The organism is [Micrococcus luteus] ATCC 49442 (genome assembly GCF_010367585.1).
In the GTDB taxonomy this organism is placed as follows: Bacteria; Actinomycetota; Actinomycetes; order Actinomycetales; family Micrococcaceae; genus Arthrobacter; species Arthrobacter luteus_A.
On sequence record NZ_JAAAXP010000001.1, the window covers coordinates 1,307,579 to 1,328,076 of the forward strand.

14 protein-coding genes and 1 pseudogene are annotated in these 20,498 nt (G+C 64.1%); 10 read left to right on the forward strand and 5 right to left on the reverse strand.

Going from position 1 to position 20,498, the window contains the following annotated elements:
- The first annotated feature begins 24 nt into the window (after positions 1 to 24).
- Positions 25 to 1,134 carry a hypothetical protein gene (locus tag GUV69_RS05970; RefSeq protein ID WP_164200597.1) on the forward strand — a complete coding sequence of 370 codons (1,110 nt, stop codon included), beginning with the start codon at positions 25 to 27 and terminating at the stop codon, positions 1,132 to 1,134.
- 576 nt (positions 1,135 to 1,710) lie between these two features.
- Here GUV69_RS05970 and GUV69_RS05975 read toward each other — a convergent pair.
- A complete protein-coding gene (locus GUV69_RS05975; protein ID WP_164200599.1) occupies positions 1,711 to 3,213 on the reverse strand; it encodes an AAA-type ATPase lid domain-containing protein in 1,503 nt (500 codons plus the stop codon).
- A gap of 160 nt (positions 3,214 to 3,373) precedes the next feature.
- Between GUV69_RS05975 and GUV69_RS05980 the strand changes: the two genes are divergently transcribed.
- The 3 genes from GUV69_RS05980 to GUV69_RS05990 are packed head-to-tail and all read left to right on the forward strand — an operon-like array spanning position 3,374 to position 6,266.
- Complete coding sequence (locus GUV69_RS05980; RefSeq protein WP_164200602.1) at positions 3,374 to 4,420, forward strand: amidohydrolase family protein; 1,047 nt, start codon at positions 3,374 to 3,376, stop codon at positions 4,418 to 4,420.
- On the forward strand, positions 4,417 to 5,235 hold the full coding sequence (locus GUV69_RS05985; protein WP_208786601.1) for an iron-sulfur cluster assembly protein: 819 nt from the start codon (positions 4,417 to 4,419) through the stop codon (positions 5,233 to 5,235). Before GUV69_RS05980 ends, GUV69_RS05985 begins: the two co-directional genes overlap by 4 nt.
- A complete protein-coding gene (locus GUV69_RS05990; RefSeq protein ID WP_208786602.1) occupies positions 5,232 to 6,266 on the forward strand; it encodes an NAD(P)-dependent alcohol dehydrogenase in 1,035 nt (344 codons plus the stop codon). Before GUV69_RS05985 ends, GUV69_RS05990 begins: the two co-directional genes overlap by 4 nt.
- A 132-nt stretch (positions 6,267 to 6,398) precedes the next feature.
- Here GUV69_RS05990 and GUV69_RS06000 read toward each other — a convergent pair whose 3' ends face one another.
- On the reverse strand, positions 6,399 to 7,007 hold the full coding sequence (locus GUV69_RS06000; protein WP_164200604.1) for a TetR/AcrR family transcriptional regulator: 609 nt from the start codon (positions 7,005 to 7,007) through the stop codon (positions 6,399 to 6,401).
- A gap of 195 nt (positions 7,008 to 7,202) precedes the next feature.
- Here GUV69_RS06000 and GUV69_RS06005 point away from each other — a divergent pair, with 195 nt between their 5' ends.
- The 3 genes from GUV69_RS06005 to GUV69_RS06015 all read left to right on the forward strand — a co-directional run bounded on the left by GUV69_RS06005 (position 7,203) and on the right by GUV69_RS06015 (position 13,913).
- Positions 7,203 to 9,575 carry a transketolase-like TK C-terminal-containing protein gene (locus tag GUV69_RS06005; RefSeq protein ID WP_164200606.1) on the forward strand — a complete coding sequence of 791 codons (2,373 nt, stop codon included), beginning with the start codon at positions 7,203 to 7,205 and terminating at the stop codon, positions 9,573 to 9,575.
- Between the two features lie 201 nt (positions 9,576 to 9,776).
- On the forward strand, positions 9,777 to 10,916 hold the full coding sequence (locus GUV69_RS06010; protein ID WP_244292638.1) for a low temperature requirement protein A: 1,140 nt from the start codon (positions 9,777 to 9,779) through the stop codon (positions 10,914 to 10,916).
- A 414-nt stretch (positions 10,917 to 11,330) separates the two neighbouring features.
- Complete coding sequence (locus tag GUV69_RS06015) at positions 11,331 to 13,913, forward strand: ATP-dependent Clp protease ATP-binding subunit (protein WP_164200611.1); 2,583 nt, start codon at positions 11,331 to 11,333, stop codon at positions 13,911 to 13,913.
- Here the strand turns inward: GUV69_RS06015 and GUV69_RS06020 are convergent.
- From GUV69_RS06020 to GUV69_RS06030, 3 genes and pseudogenes are all read right to left on the reverse strand, one after another.
- Positions 13,838 to 14,860 (reverse strand): glycoside hydrolase family 15 protein, encoded by a 1,023-nt coding sequence (locus tag GUV69_RS06020; protein WP_244292639.1) that lies wholly within the window; start codon positions 14,858 to 14,860, stop codon positions 13,838 to 13,840. The two genes, GUV69_RS06015 and GUV69_RS06020, sit on opposite strands and share 76 nt — an antisense overlap.
- A 148-nt stretch (positions 14,861 to 15,008) precedes the next feature.
- The gene (locus GUV69_RS06025) at positions 15,009 to 15,842 is read right to left on the reverse strand and encodes an aldo/keto reductase (protein WP_164200613.1); all 834 of its coding nucleotides are present in this window, start codon (positions 15,840 to 15,842) and stop codon (positions 15,009 to 15,011) included.
- A gap of 211 nt (positions 15,843 to 16,053) precedes the next feature.
- Positions 16,054 to 16,515 (reverse strand): annotated as a pseudogene (locus GUV69_RS06030) (NAD(P)H-binding protein); the annotation flags it as partial.
- Positions 16,516 to 16,692: 177 nt separating this feature from the next.
- Between GUV69_RS06030 and GUV69_RS06035 the strand changes: the two are divergent.
- The 3 genes from GUV69_RS06035 to GUV69_RS06045 all read left to right on the forward strand — a co-directional run bounded on the left by GUV69_RS06035 (position 16,693) and on the right by GUV69_RS06045 (position 20,289).
- Entirely contained in the window at positions 16,693 to 17,763 is a 1,071-nt protein-coding gene (locus GUV69_RS06035) for an alkene reductase (protein WP_164200615.1), read from the forward strand.
- Between the two features lie 313 nt (positions 17,764 to 18,076).
- A complete protein-coding gene (locus tag GUV69_RS06040) occupies positions 18,077 to 19,321 on the forward strand; it encodes an MFS transporter (RefSeq protein ID WP_348272264.1) in 1,245 nt (414 codons plus the stop codon).
- A 482-nt stretch (positions 19,322 to 19,803) separates the two neighbouring features.
- Positions 19,804 to 20,289, forward strand: coding sequence for a GAF domain-containing protein (locus GUV69_RS06045; RefSeq protein ID WP_164200617.1), 486 nt, complete (start codon positions 19,804 to 19,806; stop codon positions 20,287 to 20,289).
- The last annotated feature ends 209 nt before the right edge of the window (positions 20,290 to 20,498 follow it).

Sequence of the window (20,498 nt, forward strand, 5' to 3'; positions counted from 1 at the left end):
ACACTGAACCATAGGAGGCCAGGCGTGCCGGAAAGTTCGGGCGACGTGAACCCCACCAGTGCCCGTACACTTGGCGTGCTTGCCGAACCGGAGGTCACCGCCGAGTTCGCCGAGCGCAACGGCCGCGAAGTGGGCGATTTGCTCAATCTTGCCGATGAGCGCCACGAGTGGTCGGTGCTGATTGAGTACCAGGATTTTACGGCCGGCGATGGGTTGGCGCCGATGCTGGGCTCCTTGGCGAAGCACCGGGCCCTCAGGGCATGGGATGTCATGGTGTGCCTCACCGATCTTCCGGTTCGTTTCGAGGGCCGGACCGTGGTCGCGGAAGTTGCGCTTGGAGAGCCGATTTCGCTTGTTTCCTTGCCCGCGCTCGGCGCCGTCAACATCGACCGCCGGGTCCGCACCGCGGTCGCCGATCTTGGCTGGGCGATGCACCGCCACTTCGATCCCGAGGATGACGCCGTGGACTTTGGGCCGCCGTCCCTGCACCAATCCAGGCACATTGAAACCGCCGTTCCTGACGAGGGGCCGATTGGGTTCCGCTATGTTTCGGCAACCCGCCTCGGCCGCGGACGGCTGCTGGCGGGCATGCTGCGGGCGAACCGTCCTTGGCGGTTGGTCTTCGGGCTGAGAAGCGCAATGGCCGCCGCGATCGCCACGGGGGCCTTCGCGCTTGTCACGAACACCATCTGGCAACTCGCAGACCTGCTGGGGGCGCCGAGGCTGACGTTGTTGATGGCCCTTTCCATCGGTTCCATGGTGTTCTGGATTATCACCCAACACGATCTTTGGGAGAGCCCCCGGCGCGACGGTGCCCTCGGACGGTACAAGGCTTCCTTGTACAACGCTTCTACAGTGTGGTCGTTGATGATCGGCGTCGTGATCAGCTACGTCCTGCTGTTCGTGGCCGTTCTGCTGGCCGCGGCGTTCACTATCGACGACGCCCTCTTGGCACAGACCCTGCAACATCCGGTGACTGTTTGGGACTTCATAGAAGTCGCCTGGATGACAACGTCGGCGGCGCTCGTCGGCGGCGCGTTGGGCTCGGGATTCGAATCAAAGGACGACATTCTGCGGGCGGCGTACGGCCAACGCGAACGTCATCGTCGCCAGTCGATGGACACAGTCGAGTAATCGGATAAAAGGTATCGCGCAGCTTCGCTCCCCGGGCCCTGGCTAACGCAGGATCACCGGGCTGGCCTGCCGAGGCAAGATCCGAACTGACCGGCTGTGGCCATCAATTGCTCCACCTGAGCAATATCTGGATCGAGGTCGGCGGAGGGCCAACGCCCAGGTGCTCCTCAGAAAATCCAGGGACGGTCCGGTGACTTCCGGGAGGACCGCTGCCCCGACGAAGACGTGGTCTCCGGTGGTTTCGAGGCACTCCGAGTTCGCACCGGCGTTGACCAGTGCCTGATGGAACCTGCGACTCTGTTCCACGCTGACCTGGTGATCATCAACTCCGTGGCGATAAAAACCGGAGGCCCACCGGCCTTTGCATAAGGCCGTCCCCTGTTTCCATGCCTTGATCCGCGCAGTTGGCGACCGTCCGCCTGTGCCCCGTCCACAATCAAGGCGGGCCGCCATCTCAAGGGCAGCGCCGTTCTTGGCTAGACAGTTGGTGTCGAGGCTGGCAGGAGGACAATCTCCTCTCGGGATGACGCGGTGCGCAACTTATGAGGGGGTCCCAAGGGTCCGTGCGGTCGCTGCCTACTTCGGGATTGTGATCCCCAGCCTGGCCATGCGGCGGTAGATAGTCGCCCTGCTGATGCCCAGTTCTGCTGCCGCCCCGCTTACTGTAACGCCGTGCTTGGAGAGACAGCGGACGATCTCGTCGCGTTCCACCGCCTCGATTCGACTCAGGTGCCGGCTGCTCCCGCCCAGAAGGTAGGCAGGCAGATGGCTGACGTCGATGGTCTCTGTCTGGACAGCGGCGGCGTGGACCACAGTGAAAAGCTCGTCAATGTTGTCAGGCCAGCTATGGGCCATCAGTGCTTTTTCTGCGGCGCCAGTGAAGTTGATTTCCCGCAGGCGAGTTTGGCGGGCGGCGTAGCTGGCCAGGTGCAGGACATCCTCGCCGCGTTCCCGCAGAGCGGGAACAGAAATCACCGTATCGACCATGCCTGCCAGGGGTTGCGGGATGGCGTCGTGCCTCGCAGCTGTGACGGCCCACGCGAGCGTTGGCGCGCGCCCGCTCTGCGAGAGGGGAAGTGACCGAACTGCGCGGTGGGCTTGGGCGTGGAGTTCTTGTGCTGCCCACGCGGGCAGCAGGTCTACATTTTCGACTATGACAGCGGTTGCTGGTTTGGCCAGTTCGGGGGCCCACAAGGACAGCCAGGCGTCAACGTCGCCGGGGGCGGGGACAGCCGCTGAGATGATACGGCTCCCGGGCTGAATTTGCCGCAAGGCCTGTGCCAAAAGAGTTGCGCGCCCCGTACCCTGCTCGCCTACGACGGCAACAACCTGTCCGGCCGCCAGTGCCCGAGTCGCCTGGTCGAGGGCGTTTGTCCAGGCCGACGACATTTTGCGCACTGTTCCGGCTGCCGGCTCAAGTTTGCCTCTCTGGATGCGGAAGACGCCGCCCTTTGGTCCGGGCTTGCCTTTGCGGCCCTGTGACCTTGCGAGCATCAGGGCTGAGGTGTTGCCCGCTGCTGATTCTGCCAACGCCAGGAGCAATTGCGGGGATGAGCGGGACCATGTGGTGATGTTGACGCTCCCTTCCAGCGATCCGCTGACCGGATCGAAGACAGGGACTGCCGCGCAGGTGTAGGTCCGGAGGCTGGCACTGTAGTGTTCTTCAGCGCGGACAAGGGTCGGGATGCGGTCCGCGAGTGCTAGTCCCATGCCGTTGGTCCCGGCCTCCCTTTCGGAGAATGCGAACCCTGGCGCCAGATGGACCTTGTCGAGCGCCCGCAACAGGGAGGTGTCACCGCTGAAGCGGTTGAGGAGCAAGCCGTTGGCATCGGTGAGCATCAGGCTCAAGGGTTCGTTCGCCAGAGTGCTGTAGAGGCCGGTGAGCACTTCCTGACCGCACTGGAAGAACAGGGAGTCAGTCCCTGTGGAGCCAGCCCACATCGGATCTACTACTTCGGCGGAAACGCCGTATTCCTCGCTCCGCTGCCAGGAAGCGAGGAGGCGTTTGGCAGGAGTGGCGAGCTGGCCCGCATAATCGTGCGCCAGGCTGACAATCCCCTCGTCCTTGTTCGGCATCATTGCCACCCTCCTCGTCTCCGTTCTCCAAGGTTACTTTGTCTCGCGATCCCCATCGGAAGAGAACCGTCTCAAAATGAGACACACGCCACATGTTGACAGCGGTTCCACAGCCTAGTCTCGATGATGTCGCGACTACGGCAGTCGCCAGAAGGAGACGGACATGTACAGCAAAGACGGCGAAAACTACTTCATTGTCGACGCCCACGTCGCATTGTGGGACGCCCGCCCGGAGAACCAGCGGAATATCCAGGCTAAGCAGTTCATCGATTGCTTCTACGACTATCACCGCAACCTCGGCCCGGAGGAGGAACACTGGTCCTACGAGGAATTCCTTTACCAGGGCGGCGAACGCCTCATGAAGGATCTGTTCGAGGACGGTTACGTGGACCACGCGATCTTTCAGCCGGCCTATCTGGGCGCGTTCTACAAGAACGGATTCGCGCAGGTGGAGGAGGCGTACAACCTGGCCGCGGCGAATCCGGGCAAGCTCACGTACAACCACTGTTATGACCCCCGCGAGGGTGAGGCAGGCCTCGACCGGCTCCGCGCCGACCACGAGAAGATGCAGTTCAAGGGGGTCAAGCTCTACACCGCTGAATGGCACGGCGAGTCCCGCGGCTTCAAGCTCTCGGACCCCTGGTCCTACCGGTATTTCGAGGAGTGCCGCAAGCTCGGCATCAAGAACATCCACATCCACAAGGGTCCTACTGTCCGCCCGCTGGACCGGGACGCTTTCGACGTCGCCGACGTCGACCACGCCGCCTCCGACTTCACCGACCTGAACTTTGTGGTCGAGCACGTCGGCCTGCCCCGGCTCGAAGACTTTTGCTGGATCGCCACCCAGGAACCCAACGTTCATGGCGGCCTGGCCGTCGCGATGCCCTTCATGCACACCCGGCCGCGGTACTTCGCCCAGATCATGGGAGAGCTCATTTATTGGATCGGGGAGGACCGGATCCAGTTCTCCAGCGACTACGCCATCTGGTCACCCCGCTGGCTGATCGAGCGGTTCGTTGACTTCCAGATCCCGGAGGACATGACCGAATACGCCCCGCTCACCACTGCCCAGAAGAAAAAGATCTTGGGACTGAACGCGGCGAAGATGTACGACATCCCGGTGCCGGCAGAGCTCCAACTCCCCGATGCGGACGAGACGAAGACAGGACCGCGACAGCCCGAACGCGCCGACCTGGCAGGCGTCCGGTGACAGCTCTCTACGCCGGTCCAGCAGCTGAACCCCGCTGGGACGTGACCGAGCAGGACGTCCGCCGTGCCCTGGACTCGGTGTTCGACCCGGAACTAGATGAACCGATCACTGATCTTGGATTCGTTCGTTCCCTTAAGGTCCAGGCCGGTGTCGGCGGTGCACGGGTGGAGGTTCACCTGCGCCTGCCCACCTCATTCTGTTCGCCCAATTTCGCCTACCTGATGGCGTCCGACAGCAAGGACGTGATCTCGGCGCTGCCGACCGTGAGGCAGGTGGTCGTCGAGCTGGACGATCACCACGACTCCGACCTCATCAACGCAGGCCTGGCCGCGGATGCAGGGTACCGCGGCACGTTCCTGCACGAAGCTGAGGACAGTCTGGACGAGCTGCGGTGGACGTTCCGTCGCAAGGCTCACACCGCTGCAATGGAGCGATGCCTCACTGATCTCCTGCGTGCCAACGCAAGCCTCGTGGAAACGGAGATGGGAACCATTCGTCTCTGGGACCTCCCGGCCGGAAGGAACAAGGAAGCGCTGCTGCGCCGACGGGCAGCGCTTGGCTTGCCCGAGGCGGCGGATGCGATTGTCCTGGTTAACCACGAAGGGCACCCTTATCCCCCTGGTGCCGTTCCGATGGCACTGCGCCGGGCCCGCTCGACCCGCATTTCCATTGACGGGAACGCGCATTTTTGCCGGGGTTTACTGCGCACACGCTATGCGGGATCGGGCGCGGACCAGAGCACGCGGCCCGATGGCGCTGAGGCCGCAGACCACCACGAACTACTTCCGCTAATAGTCAAGGAGATTCACCCATGAGCACCATGCGAGCTGTCCAGGTCGTCGGCTACCACCAGGGCCTGAAAATGGCAGAAGTGCCGGTCCCCGAAGTCACCGGCCCCTTTGATGTCGTCGTCAGAATCGGGGGAGCCGGCGTTTGCCGCACGGACCTGCACATTCTCGAGGGCCAGTGGGCGGAAAAATCGCAGGTCCACTTGCCGTACACCATCGGCCACGAGAACGCCGGATGGGTGCACGCAGTCGGTAGCGCCGTTACCAATGTGAAGGAAGGCGACAAAGTCATCCTGCACCCCCTCATCACGTGCGGTTTGTGCCGTGCCTGCCGTTCCGGGGACGACGTGCACTGCGAGCAGAGCAAGTTCCCTGGTATCGATACCAGCGGCGGGTACGCCGAATACCTCCTGACCTCCGCCCGTTCCGTCGTCAAAATCGACGACTCCCTGGAACCCGCCGACGTCGCAGCCCTCGCCGACGCCGGCCTTACCGCCTATCACGCGGCCGCTAAGGCGGCCAAGCGCCTGACCCCAAGGGACACCTGCGTTGTCATCGGCGCCGGAGGGCTCGGCCACATCGGAATCCAAGTCCTCACGGCGCTAACTCCGGCCCGCATCATCGTTGTAGACCGTAACCCTGCCGCTCTGGACCTGGCCAAGCAGATCGGAGCACATGAGGGCGTCCTGGCTGACGGGTCACAGGTCGAGCAGGTCCTCCAGCTCACTGGCGGCAAAGGCGCCGAGGCACTTATCGACTTCGTCGGTGAAGGAGGGGCGACCGCCCAAGGCGTCGCCATGCTGCGCCAGGCAGGGGATTACTACGTGGTGGGCTACGGCGAGAACATCGACGTCCCTACCATCGACATCGTCTCAGCCGAGATCAACATCATCGGCAACCTCGTCGGCTCCTACAACGACCTTCAGGACCTGATGGCCCTGGCGGCACGGGGTGCGGTCACCCTTCATACCCAGAAATACGCCCTCGACGACTTCCAACAGGCGATCAGCGACCTGGACGCGGGCAAAGTGCGCGGCCGGGCCATCCTCGTGCCCTGATCCATACCATCGCGGAGGACAAACCCCAATGGCGGAGCGATCGCCCTTGGCCACCCGTCGGTGCAACGGGGGCGATCGTGAGGCCGCGTATAGCAAAAGATTTGGTCCGCCGCTCTCCTGGCGGCCGGGTGGCTACATTGAGTACTGGTCGCCCTGCTTCAGGACAGCCAGCAGAGACATGCCCAAGCGATGGCTTATTTCATAGGGCTCCATCCGCCGGGCTGTGTGCAGGTCAACGAAGACCCGCTCATCGAAGATCGTCAGCCACAGCAAGGCGGCATAGTCGGTGTCCTGTGCCGGGATTACGCCGCCCGCAATGAGCTGGTCGAGTACCCCCGTCACGAGTCGGTGATACGAGGAGCTCAGGGCGTCGCCGCGCTGGACCCGCTCAAGAATTCCTTCGGCACTGCGGATATACGTCGCTGCCCTGGCCCAGGGCAGCTCCAGTTCCACCCAAATCTGGCACACCCGATGGAAGAGATCCAAACCGGCGTATTGCTCCGTCAGTCTTTCAATCGCGCTGATCACGCGATCGAAAATCCGGTTGTAGAACTCGGTCCGCAGTTCTTCAACATCCTCGAAATGCCGGTAGGCGGTAGCGCTGGAGACCCCGGCTTCCCGTGCTATCTCCGGCAGGGTGACATCTAGCCCCCGATGTTCCAGCAGGCGGCCCAGGGCATCGAGAAGCTTCTGCCTGGTGTTCAGCGAATCGGCTCGGGGGGATCTTGGGGACGTGGACACGCTTCCAAGGTACCCCACGAACTTTATGCAAAGATCTTCTCATTTAGAGTGAAAAGGATTAGTATTTGAGAAGTTCTCCTTACTTATCCCAGAGGGGGAACACCATCCGGGAGTTCCCCACAAGGGGATACTCCCGGATTTTCAAAGCAGAGAACGGCATTCGGCGCCGAACGTTTACTTGTACAGGAGACCATCATGAGGGTGGAAGATTTTCAGACCACAGCCGCGCACCCGAGCACCGCAGGCCCTGAGGATGCAGCGTCCGGGACAGCAGTTCTGGAGAGTATCGCCCAGCGGGTGCGCTGGACCGCCGCCGCAATAGTGGATGCCGCCAACCGCGGACGCCCCAACCCCAGCGGCATCAAGGTCGGCGGACATCAGGCCTCCAGCGCCTCCATGGTGGAAATCATGACCTCCCTCTGGTTCTCCGAGCTGACCGAAGCGGACCGCGTGTCAGTCAAGCCCCACGCCTCCCCCGTCCTGCACGCCATCAATTACCTCCTGGGCGACTTGGACGAAGGCAAACTCAGCACGCTTCGGCAGAAGGGCGGCCTGCAGAGTTACCCCAGCCGGTCAAAGGACCCTGACACGGTGGACTTTTCCACCGGGAGTGTGGGTATCGGGGCCACGGCCACCATCTGGGCGGCCATATCACACCGCTTCGTCAGCGACAGGTACGCTGAATCCCGCAAATCCGGTCGCTTTATCGGACTTCTGGGCGACGCCGAACTGGACGAAGGCGCCATCTGGGAAGCTGTCGCCGATCCCACGGTGGCGCAACTCGGCGAATTGCTCTGGATCGTTGATTTGAACCGGCAGTCATTGGACCGGGTGGTGCCCGACTCGCAGATCCTGCGCCTGCAGGGCATGTTTGAAGCCGCCGGCTGGCAGGTCCTAACCCGGAAGTGGGGAACCCGTGTGCAGGAACTCTTCACCCGTCCCGGCGGTGAGGATCTACGCCACAGGCTGGAGACCATGCCCAACGAGGAATACCAGCGGGTGCTCCGCTCCCCCGACTCGGAGATCTTCGACCGCCTGACCGCCAACAGTTCGACCCCGGCCATGGAAACCCTGCTCAGCTCTCTCACCGCCGCGGAACAGGCTGTGGTGGTTCGTGATCTCGGCGGACACGACATCGGACTGCTGCTCGACACATACAACCAAGTCGACCCCATCCGGCCCACCGTCATCTTTGCCTACACGATCAAGGGCCGCGGCCTTGCCACCGAAGGACACCCCAACAACCACTCAGCGCTCCTGACCAAAGATCAGATGGAAACACTCGCGGAGACCTCCGGAATGGACCTTGATAATCCCTGGCGCAAATTCCAACCGGGCACCGTGGAAGAACGGGCCTGCGCCCGGACATCCCTCCGGCTCAAGCGACGGCAACCCGCACTGGCCTCATCCCTCCAGATCCCGGCTTCCCTGCCCTGGGGCTACGGCGACAGAATTTCCACCCAAGCCGCCTTGGGACGGTTCCTGTCCGACCTGAAACGGGCAGCGCCGGAGGTGGCCCACCGCGTTGTCACGTGCAGTCCCGACGTCGCGTCCTCCACCAACCTCGGCGGCTGGATCAACAAAACCGGAGTGTGGTCCGTCGGTGAACGCCAGGACTGGTTCGCGGACGATCTCGAACGGGTCCTCCGCTGGATTGAAAACTCGGAGGGCCAGCACATCGAACTCGGCATCGCCGAAACCAACCTGGTGGGCCTGGTCTCGGAACTCGGAACAACCTGGAGCCGGTGGGGCCGGCCGCTGATTCCTATCGCCACCATGTACGACCCGTTCGTGGCCCGTGCCCTCGAACCGTGGTCCTTTGGCATGTACGCCGGCGGCCAGTCAATCCTGGTTGGGACACCGTCAGGGGTGACTCTGGCACCGGAGGGCGGCGCGCACCAGTCCATTACCACTCCGTCCATCGGCTTGGAACAGCCCGAGTGCACGGCCTGGGAGCCAGCCTTCGCGCAGGACCTGGAATGGTGCATGCTCGAAGCCATGAGCCGCATAGGGATTCCCGGGGGACGCTCGGCCTACTTCCGGCTCACGACCCGTCCACTGGACCAGGCTCTGGCGGCCATGCCGACGGACGCGGTGCTGCTGGAGCGGCGCCGCAGGCACGCGGTGGCCGGCGGTTACCGCCTGACCGACCACGACCCAGTCGAGGACAGGGTCACTCTGGTCGGTGTGGGCGCAATGATGCCCGAAGTCATAGCGTCCGCCGCCCGGCTGAAGGCACTTGGCATCATGGCCGGCGTCGTCTGCCTCACCAGCCCGGACCTGGTCTTCGAATCCCTCCAGCGGCGCAACTCACTGAACGCCGCCACGGACATCAGCGGGCCCGACATCATCGACGCACTACTTCCACGACACGCCCCCGCGCCCCTCGTCACCGTCCAGGACGGACACCCCCACACCTTGTCCTTCTTGGCCGGTGCCCGAGGCGACCGCACAGTCTCCCTGGGAGTAAAGGACTTCGGCCAGTCCTCTGATCTCCAGGACGCCTACCGGATCCACGGCATCGACGAAGCGTCCATCGTCAACGCGGCGCTGAACCTCGTTCGCTAACATCGACGCCTACCGGTACCGGGGCGGGAGACAGTCGTCTGGCGGGACAGGAAGCGGGGCAACGTCCACGTCGAGTCAGCGGATCGCCGCGAGTTGGCGCCCTTGACTTCTCCGCTGACCGTTGTCAGTCTTTTCGACAACAGGGGGCGTCCGTCCGCTCCCAGCAAGTGGAGGCTACTGATGCACCGTGCCAGGTCGCTGATGCGTTCTGCGACTTCCGGGGACCGTGTAACGCGCCTTGAGCTGTTCTTCGATCTGGTCTTTGTCTTCGCGCTATCTCAGCTGTCCCATCATTTGCTGGAGCACCCTTCGTGGGTGGGCGCCGGTGAGACATTTGTGCTTCTTCTTGCGGTCTATAAGGTGTGGGTGTACACGACCTGGTCGGCGACGTTGCTGGACACTTCGCGGCTTCAGGTGCAGTGGATGCTGCTGATCGTCATGCTTGTCACACTGTTCATGAACGCCTCAATCGGCTCAGCGTTTGGCGCCTTCGGCTGGCTCTTTGCTGCGAGCTATCTCCTGGTTCAGCTTGGCCGCGGTGCGTGGATGCTCACGGTCGGACTTGACCGCACCACCCACAACCATTTCGTGCGCACTCTGATCTGGGGGTGCATGAGCGCGCCTTTTTGGATTGCCGGCGTCTTCTTCGGTCCCGAACGCCGCTTGATGTTCTGGGGTGTCGCTGCCGCGATTGATCTGGCCGGCCACATGCTGGCGCATCGGTTGCCGGGCCGGAAGACCGAAGGAAGCCGTGTCCCGCTCCCGGGGGAGAGGATCTTTGAGCGGTTCGGGTTGTTTTACCTGATCGCCCTCGGCGAGACGATCCTCTCAACCGGCCTGGCGATAGCAGGCAATATGGAGGATCCCTTGATACTTCTAACCGGGACCGTAAGTTTTGTTGGAAGCGTCGCGATCTGGTGGTGCTACTTCCATGGCCTTGAGCAGGAGATTTTGGAAAAGCTTGCTTCTGTTGATGATCGGTTCCGGCCGGGTATATTGGCGGGCAACACGTTGGTGGTGTTACTCGCGGGCCTGATCCTGGTGGCGGTTGGTGATCAACTCGTGATCACCGATCCGGGCGCGCGCCCTGATCTGGCCATCGTTCTGTTTCTTTATGGCGGGCCGGCTCTTTTTCTTGCCGCCCGGGGCTTTTTTGTTCGTCGCGTACTGGGCCACCGCGGACCATCCGATCTCGCCGGCATCGCGGCCCTGGCGGTCCTGGCAACCTTGAGCTTTCGCCTCCCGGCCTTCGCTGCCGCTGTGGGGGCCGTTCTTCCCCTCCTAGGCGTAGCAGTTTTCGACACCGTGAACCGCCGCCGAACGCAACAGGCAGACCACTGACGGCCTATTGGATGCCAGGGAATATATCCTGGGCCGGCTTTGACAGCCTAAGGAATCTTCTGCCAGTCCTCTCCCCCGCTGTCCCGCGGTGCACCGTTACACCTTTCGCAGCCCGTGTCCTGTTGCAGGCTGAGGGATGTTGTCACCGGGACCGATCCGGCGGCAGTTGATCGCTGATACAGGCACGACGACGCGCCGTTCGTAACGTGGATTCCGACACCTGCCGCCCTATGACCCGGCAGCTCGGTGGACTGCGAACATAATGACGAGAACCGGCTCCGGGAAGTCCTTGGGCGGTGCCGACCGAATCGATGGCCCGATCCCCCGGGTCCGTACCCTGCCCACTGCTGCATCCGGGAATAAATCCGTTTTCCCAACGTTGAGTCAAGTACACTCAACTCTTACGGAGGTTTCATGGCTGCATTTCTTGGACCGGCCGAGTCCGGCCACGGCTCGTTCGACGAATTCCTTGCCCGATACCTGCAGGGCCAGCGCGCGGCCGGCCCCGGGCACCCGATGGACATCACCCGGCTGCTGAGCCGGCGCACCCATGACGTGCTCGCACGTGCCGCACAGTTCGCTGCGCAGCACGGTCACATCCATGTCGACGCGCTGCACATCCTGCGTGTCATGGTCGAGCGGGAACCGGCCGCCGACTACATCCGCCACGCAGGCGCGGAACCTGCTGCCGTCGCCACGGCGGCCGAGGAGCGTCTCCCGGAGCAGGCAACCGCCAGGGCGGAAACGACGCCGGCCCTGACGCCGTCGGCCCAGCGAGCCCTACTCGACGCCTATCAGGTTGCCCGGGCATTCGGCTCAACCTACATCGATCCCGAACACGTCTTCTTCGCGCTCGTCGTCAACCAGGAGGCCCCGGCCGGGCAGGTGCTCGCCGCGGCCGGGGTGACGCCGGAGTCCCTGCAGTCCGGTCCGCGCGGGCGGTCCGCTCGGCGTGGGACCACGCCAAGCGGCGCGGAGACCGGACAGTCGCAGGAAGCTGCCGCCGGGTCTGACACCCCGACCCTGGACACCTACGGCAGCGACCTTACGGCACGTGCCCGCGAAGGCGGCCTGGACCCGGTGATCGGCCGGAGCGCCGAGATCGAGCAGACCATCGAGGTCCTGGCCCGGCGCACCAAGAACAACCCTGTCCTGGTCGGGGAAGCCGGCGTGGGCAAGACCGCGATCATCGAAGGGCTGGCCCAGGCGATCATCGCAGGCGCCGTGCCCGAACAGCTCCGCGGTAAGCGCGTCATTGCCCTGGATCTGCCGGCCATGTTGGCCGGAACGCGGTACCGCGGTGACTTCGAGGAGCGCCTGACCAAGGCGATGGACGAGGTCGGTTCGCACGCCGGGGAAATCATCCTGTTCATCGACGAGCTTCACACGGTCGTCGGAGCCGGCGGCGGGGGCGAAGGCGGCATGGACGCAGGAAACATCCTGAAGCCGCGACTGGCCCGTGGTGAACTTCATCTCGTCGGCGCCACCACCCTGAACGAATACCGCAAGGTGGAGAAGGACGCGGCACTGGAACGCCGCTTCCAGCCCGTACAGGTCGGCGAGCCGAGCGTCGAGGACGCCGTACAGATCCTCGACGGCCTGCGCGGACGGTACGAGGAACACCACGGCGTCCGCTACACCCCCGAGGCGATCCGCGCCGCCGTCGAACTCTCCGCACGCTACGTGACGGACCGTTTCCTGCCCGACAAGGCCATCGACCTCATCGACCAGGCAGGTGCGCGGCTGAGCCTCAAGCTCGGCCCGCAGACCGATGCGGCTGTTCTACGCGAGCAGCTCGCAGCCCTGGAAAAGTCCAAGAACGATGCGGCGGCAGCGGAACGCTATGAAGAGGCCTCACGGCTGCGGGATGAGATCGAAGCAGTGAACGGGAGGCTCTCCGCCGCGATTGCCAGTGCATCTAGGGCGTCCCACGGCGCCGAGGCGGTCGTCGGTGAAGCAGAGATCGCCGGGATCATCTCCCGTTCCACCGGCATCCCGGCCAGCCGGCTCACGGAAGACGACCGGGATCGCCTGGCCAGGCTCGAGGAGGAACTGCATCAGCGGATCGTCGGGCAGGACGACGCCGTGACGCTGATCGCGAAAGCGGTCCGCCGCAGCCGCACCGGCATGGGGGACGCGGGCAGGCCTGTTGGCAGCTTCCTGTTCCTCGGCCCGACGGGTGTAGGCAAGACCGAACTCGCCAAGGCGCTGGCCGGATCGTTGTTCGGGGATGAGAATGCAATGGTGCGCTTCGACATGAGCGAGTTCGGCGAACGGCACACCGTAAGCCGGCTGGTCGGGGCCCCTCCGGGCTATGTCGGCTACGGCGAAGCCGGGCAGTTGACCGAACGCGTCCGGCGTAACCCTTACTCCGTGGTGTTGCTCGATGAAGTGGAGAAGGCCCACCCGGATGTGTTCAACCTGCTGCTCCAGGTGCTCGACGACGGGCGGCTGACAGACGGACAGGGCCGCATGGTGGACTTCCGTAACACGGTGATCATCATGACGTCCAACCTCGGCTCGGAGTTCCTGGCCAGCAAGGGCGGCGCGATGGGCTTTGTATCCAAGGCCGACGAGGGCAACGGCTTTGGCTCGGAGAAGGCACTGCGGGACCGGGTGCTGGGCCGGCTGCGGGAGACGATGCGGCCGGAGTTCCTCAACCGCATCGACGAGATCGTCCTGTTCCGCAAGCTTGACCAGGCGCAGCTGCGCAGGATCGTTCGGCTGATGCTGAACCAGACGGAAGCCCGCCTGCTGTCCCAGGGCGTCGCCCTTGAGGTCAGCGAAGCGGCTGTCGACTGGATCGCCGAACGCGGCTACGAGCCCGAATACGGAGCCCGGCCGATGCGCCGCGTGATCCAGCGCGAGCTGGATGACCGGATCGCGGATCTGTTCGTGGCGTCGGACCTCCGGTCCGGCGGTCAGGTGGCCGTCTCGGTCAACGGGCAGTTGCTCGTCGTCGAGGCCCGGCATGAGGCGATGCCGCTGGCGGCGTAAGCAGCCCGCCCGTCCAGCGGGCGGTTCCGGACCGCGGCCGGGTACACAGGGACGGCCCTGCGTACCCGGCCGAAGCTGTCTGCGCCATGGCTTACGTGTTGCGGTGGCTTACATGTTGCGGAGAGCCGGGGAGAATGGAGCTCCTTGATGAGGGCCAAGTGGGTGACGGCCTGCGGGAAGTCGCCGAGGTGACGGCCACTCACCGGATCCAGCTCCTCGGCGTAGAGCCCCAGCGGACTGGCGCGGGACAGCAGGCGTTCGCACAGTGTTTTGACGCGAGCCACTTCTCCGATCTCAACGAGGGCTGAGACGAGCCAAAACGAACACAAGGTGAAGGTCCCCTCAGCGCCGGTGAGTCCGTCGTCAGTCTGCTCGGGGCGGTAGCGCAGTACGAGTCCGTTCCGGGTGAGTACATCGCCGGTGGCCAAGACGGTGGCACGCACGCGGTGATCATTGGCGGGCAGGAATCGAGGTTCGCATTGCCGTAGGACTGGACGAACACTGCGCGATTGTGTCCCGTTTCCGGGCGTAATCGGCTGGCCGTGCAGCCACGCGCCGTAAACGGCCCATAGCGCGAAGGTGGAGTCCCGCACCCAGCTGTACCGGTAGTCCCAGTTACGCTCTCCGCCGGGAGTCTCGGGCAGCGACGTGGTGGGCGCCGCGACCAGGGCTCCGGTCGGCGCGTAGGTGAGGCCCTTCAACGTCAGCGCACTGCGCTGCAGCTCCTCCCGCCACGGGTGGTCCGGGAACTCGCCCGCGGTGATCCATTGCCGCCAGAACTCGGTGGTCTGCCAATGCTTGGCAGTGGCTTCCTCCCACGTCCGCGGCGGGGGCAGCGACCCCCAGGAGAGCGCGATGAAAGCCTGCTCGCCCTCGGTCATCCGACTGCGGATGACCGCGATGGAGTCCTCGATGCCCAGCCGGCGGTCGGTAGTCAGATTTAGCACCGGATCCCCCTCCCCGCCGACGGCCACCGCCTCCCCGTATCCGGGACCGGAGAACTCCCACCGTGCCCGGCGCCGACCGTACCCGAAGACCGGCTCGCACAGCACCGACAGCTTCCGGACGCCGGAATGGAGTTCCGAAGGGGGCCGCCTAGATCACCTCGAGCACGCGTTTGTGGGTGGGCGGCGGATGGGCGGCATCAAGGTCGGCCAGGTCGCGGGGCGTGAGCCGAACGTCGAGTGCTCGGTGGCATTCCTGGACATGGTGCGGGCTTGAGGCTTTTGGAATCGCCAGGACCTGAGGCTGCCTGAGCACCCAGGCGAGGGCGATCTGCGCGGTGCCGGCGCCGTGTTCGGTTGCGATGCGGACCAGCACGGGATCGTCCAGCATTCGCCCCTGCTCCAGCGGCGAGTACGCCATCACCGGGACGCCCCTCCCGACGCAGCGGGGCAATAGATCGAATTCGATACCCCGACGGGTCAGGTTGTACAGCACCTGGTCGGTAGCGACCTTCTCGCCGCCGGGCAGGCGCATAAGTTCTTCCAGGTCCGACACGTCGAGGTTGCTAACGCCCCAGTGCCGGATCTTTCCGGCGCGCTGCAGGAATTCGAAGGCTTCGAGCGTTTCGGCCAACGGGGCAAGGCCCCGCCAATGCAGCAGATAGAGGTCGATGCTGTCCGTTCCCAGGCGACGCAGGCTGCCCTCGCAAGCGGCGACGGTTCCGCGCAGCGTGGCGTGATGCGGCAGGACCTTGGTGACCAGGAAGGCTTCGTCGCGGCGTGCTCCCAGCGCCCTACCGACGAGTTCCTCGGCGGCGCCGTTGCCATACATCTCGGCGGTATCGACCACGGATATCCCCAGGTCCAGTGCCATCTGGATCGCCGCCGTCTCGCGCGCGGCGTTGCCGGGGTGCTCGCCCATTCCCCACGTTCCGATCCCGAGCACCGGGACAGCTTCACCGGACGGAAGAAATATCTCGCGCATCGTGACTCCCGTCAGAAAATGCCGTTCCCGTAGTGGGATACGCACGCTGCCCACCGGTCGACCCTGCCGGATGAACGGGTTGTGCTGCCGGCTACACGGACGCTGAAAGTGTCCGGCAGCAACGTGTTTGTTCAATGTACTCCTCCGGGGCAGGACACGATAGGTGCCCTAAAGTCCGGGACCGGGCCGCCGACGAGGCGACCCGAATGAGCTAGGCCACCGCTGCCAGGGCTGCAGCGATGGGCTCGCTTCCGTCCCGGAACGCGATAGTCCGGCCGATTGAGGCGGGCAGCTCCAGGACGGCCGCAGCGACGAGGGCGACGTTGGCGCGGGCGGTTTCGGCAGCCTGCCAGGGCTCGTTGACGTGGATGTCTATCAGGCCGCTGCCGGGCTTGTCCGTGAGCGCGCCGGGGCCGAGGATGGTCCAGTCCAGGCTGGTGCCGCGCAGGTGGGAATCGGCGGCCGCCTTGGCCTCCGCGTAGTGGAAGAAGGGGTCGTCCCGGGGCAGTCCGTGGTCCGGCCCGGCTCCAAGATAGGACACCATGACATAGCGGCCGACGCCGGACTGCGCAGCGGCGTCCATCGAGCGGATCGCGGCGTCACGGTCCACGGCGTAGGTCCTCGCGGGGTTTCCGCCGCCGGCACCGGCTGACCATACGATGGCGTCGTGACCCGAGCGCGGGGGAACCCCCTAAAACATAAGGAATTCGGCCCAAACCGGACCCATTTCGATCCGATCCAAGGCCCAGGGTGTGAAGGTCCCTTGTGATCCGCGCCGCAGTTGGAATAGTTGCAGCCGCCGTGTAGTTGGAGCGAGTGAAACCTCTATCCCTTGTGAAAGGAACTGCGCATGCTGTTTTCCCCTATGACTCTGGGCGACCTCGAACTGCCCAACCGCCTTGTGATGGCCCCGCTGACCCGAGTACGCTCCGGCAAAGACGGAATCCCGGGCCCGCTGGTCGTCGAGTACTACCGCCAGCGCGCTTCGCTCGGCCTCATCGTCAGTGAGGGGACCTACCCCAGCCACGCCGGCCAGGGCTTCCCGGGCCAGCCGGGCCTCGTGACCGAGGAACAGCTCAAGGGCTGGGCCAAGGTCACCTCCGCCGTCCACGCCGAGGGCGGCCGGATCTTCGCCCAAGTGATGCACGCAGGCCGGGTTACCCACGAGGACACCACCGGCGGTTATGAGGTCGTTGCGCCCAGTGCCATCGCCATCGACGGTGAAACCCGCACCTACGAGGGCAAAAAGCCCCTGCCAGTGCCGCATGCCCTGACCACCGAAGAACTCCCGGGCATCGTCCAGGAGTTCGTCCAAGCATCCCTGAACGCCATCGGTGCAGGGTTCGACGGCGTTGAGGTGCACTCCGCCAATGGCTATCTGCTCCACGAATTCCTATCGCCGGCTTCCAACCAGCGCGACGACATCTATGGCGGCACGCCCGCGAACCGCGCTCGTTTTGTCATCGAGCTTGTCAAAGCCGTAGTGGACGCCGTCGGCGCCGGCCGCGTGGGTATCCGTATCTCCCCGGAGCACAACATCCAAGATGCGCTCGAACTGGACGCGGCCGATGTCAGCGAGACCTACGGCCACCTGATGGACGCCTTGGCCCCGCTGAATCTGGCGTACCTGAGCGTCCTCCACAAGGAGCCCACGAGCGGACTCGTCCAGGACCTGCGCGCCCGATTCGACGGAACCTTCCTGCTGAATACCGGCTTCGGCGTGGTCACGACCCGCGAGGAGGCCGTGGCGATTGTTGCGGACGGCCACGCTAACGCCGTCGTCGTCGGACGCCCGGCGATCGCCAACCCGGACCTGGTCCGCCGCTGGAGCGAAGGGCTGCCGGTCAATGAGCCGGACGCCGCTACCTTCTACAGCGACGGCGCCAAAGGCTACACGGACTACCCGGCCTACCAGAACTAGGGCCAGGCAGCAGCACCCTTACGGCTGCACATGTCCAGCCGCAGCCACGAACAGTGGGCAGAACACCATTCTGCCCACTGTTCGCGTTTAAAAATGAGCATGTGCCGGGCTCGGTTGTTGCAGGCATGGCAATGTCCAGCTTAAGACGCGAGGACTGGGTGATCCGACTGAAAGCGCCCAGGATATGCGCTGCCGTTGACACACCCGGTCCGCCACCCTGCAGAGCAGTTGTCAGGCTGTGCGGAGCTTTCGCAGGTCCTGAGCGCGGCCGCTGTGGACCCCACCGGCCGCCGGCGCGTCCCTTGTCGCAGCGCTGCTCACCTACGCGGTCGGTTTTGTTGTACGCCCGCTCAGCGGAATCATAATTTCGCCGCTGGCCGACCGCTACGGCCGCCGGCTCATCCTGACGCTGTCCATCTCCGGGATGGCGCGCGGCTCTCTGATCATCGGCCTCACCCCTTCATTCGAGACGATCGGCTACGCAGCACCTGTTCTCTTTCTGTTTGCACGCATACTCCAGGGAATCTCGGCCGGCACCGAGCAGCAGAGCGCCATCGCGTTCATGGTCGAACACGCTCCCGCGAACCGGAGGGGCCTGTTCGGCTCGTTCTCCAACATGGCAAGCGGCCTGGCAACCCTCGCAGCGACCGGTTCGGCCGCGATCGTGACATCATCCTTTGCTCCGGCCGAACTCGCAGCCTGGGGTTGGCGTATCCCATTTGTTGTGGGCGGCGTCCTCGGCGTCATCGGTCTCATCCTGCGGGCCCGCTCGGATGAGACCCCTGAGTTTGAGGCAGCTGCCCTCGTCGATCAAAAATCCGCCTGGGCCCGCCTGATGGACCTGCTCCGCGAACACCCGAAGGCCCTGCTCCAGGCAGCGGCACTCTCTGCCCCGGCCGTGGCCTACTACACCTGGGCCACCTTCCTCCCCACCTACGCCAAGCTGACCACGGGCCGGGACCTGTCCTCCACCCTGGCCGGGAGCGTTATCGGCCTGGCCTTGCTCGTGGTCATCGTGCCAGTCTGCGGATACCTTTCCGACCGCCTCGGCCGACGCAAGATCTTCCCCATCATCGGTGCCATCGGCATGATCGTGTTCTTCTACCCCTTGCTTCTGCTGCTGAACCAGCCAGGCTTCTGGGTATACGTTCTGGTGTCGGCATCCGGATGGGTAGTTCTCGGTATCTGGCAGGCCGTTTACCCGACAATTCAGGCAGAGCTCTTTCCGGCCTCAGTCCGGGTAGCAGGCATCGGTTTCGCGCACCAGATCGTCATTGCCGTCTTCGGCGGCACCGCACCACTGATCGCCGCTGCATTCGTCGGCGCCGCACCACTGATCGCCGCTGCATTCGTCGGCGCCGGACAGCCCATGTTCGTCGCGTACTACATGATCGCCATTGTCTCCCTTAGTCTCATCGTCTACTTCACGCTCCCGGAGACTGGCAGCAAGGGCCGGCGTGCCACCGTCGCGCCGGCCGACCCCGAAGTGCTGGAGGGCGAGCGCCTGCTCTTCGAGACTCCACACGGCGGGATCCAGACGAAGGATTCCAAGCAGTAGGCGTCCTTCTCCTGCCCCCGTGACCATCTGACGCCCGAGCACTATGGGGATCGCCCTCGACCGAAACCTGGTCGAGGGCGATCCCCATGCCTGGCCAAGGCCAGCAACGGACTGGTTGACGACAAACACAAGTGACTCACGGACACCTTAAGTTCACGCTTTCCGGGAACAGGCGCAGTCCGGCGGAACCCCATTTCCCGATTGAGCTACACCCAAGCCCTGAGGCCAAACGCCACAGCCGGCCGCTAACCTCGCCCACGCGCACAACAGCGTCTTGAATAGCTGTTGTTTACTAAGACAGCATCTTGCTCCGTAGCTATATGGGGCCATGACCCTGGACCGTCGTTGCAAGGCGGACTGCTGGTTATTGCAGGAGCGGCGGAGCATACTCAAGAGACAGCCGCACGCGCTGCTTCGTCGTCCTCCGGTGCCCTCTCCCGTCAAGGGTTGTTGTCAGGGCCTAATGAGGAATGAGGCCACTCATGGCCCACGAACCACGTCTGCTGTTCCCGGAGCTTCTCGTCGACTACTTCCAGGATCTTGTCCTCAGAACCGAGGGTGTCAAGGAGATGCTGGATGAACTTGCTGAGTTCTCCGCCGTCATCTTGGCCGATCCCGCCTTCGCCTTCTGCAGCACCACGCTGATTCAGCGAAAGAAGCCCGTGACGGTGGCCAGCAGCGAAGAACGCGCCCTCCGGCTGGATGAAACCCAGTACAGTTCTGGCGATGGGCCCTGCCTGTCAGCGATCCGCCAGCAGGTCGTCGTGCATGTACCTGATCTGACTAAAGACCACCGCTGGCCCGCCTACACCGCGGCCGCGCTGGAGGCGGGAGTAGGATCCAGCCTCGCCGTGCCGCTGGTCCTTGAGGGCGAAGCGATAGCGGGCCTTAACCTGCACTCCACCCGGTCCCATGGCTTCAGCGGTGAAGACGTCAGCATGGTCGAAACATATTCGTACCATGCCTGACGTGCTGGGCATCCGTCCGAAGGGCTCGCGCCCGCGGACGGCCAAAAAGCCATCTCATGATCCCTGCCCTTCAGGTCCCCTTTCGCCTCCAGCGCAGATGACACAGGGTGAATCCGGAGTCCCCGTAGAGTTAAGTGCACTATGGATGACCCTCCTTCACATATGCTCAGGCCCTTCCACCTTCTGACCGGTTCGCCGGCCACCGCAGG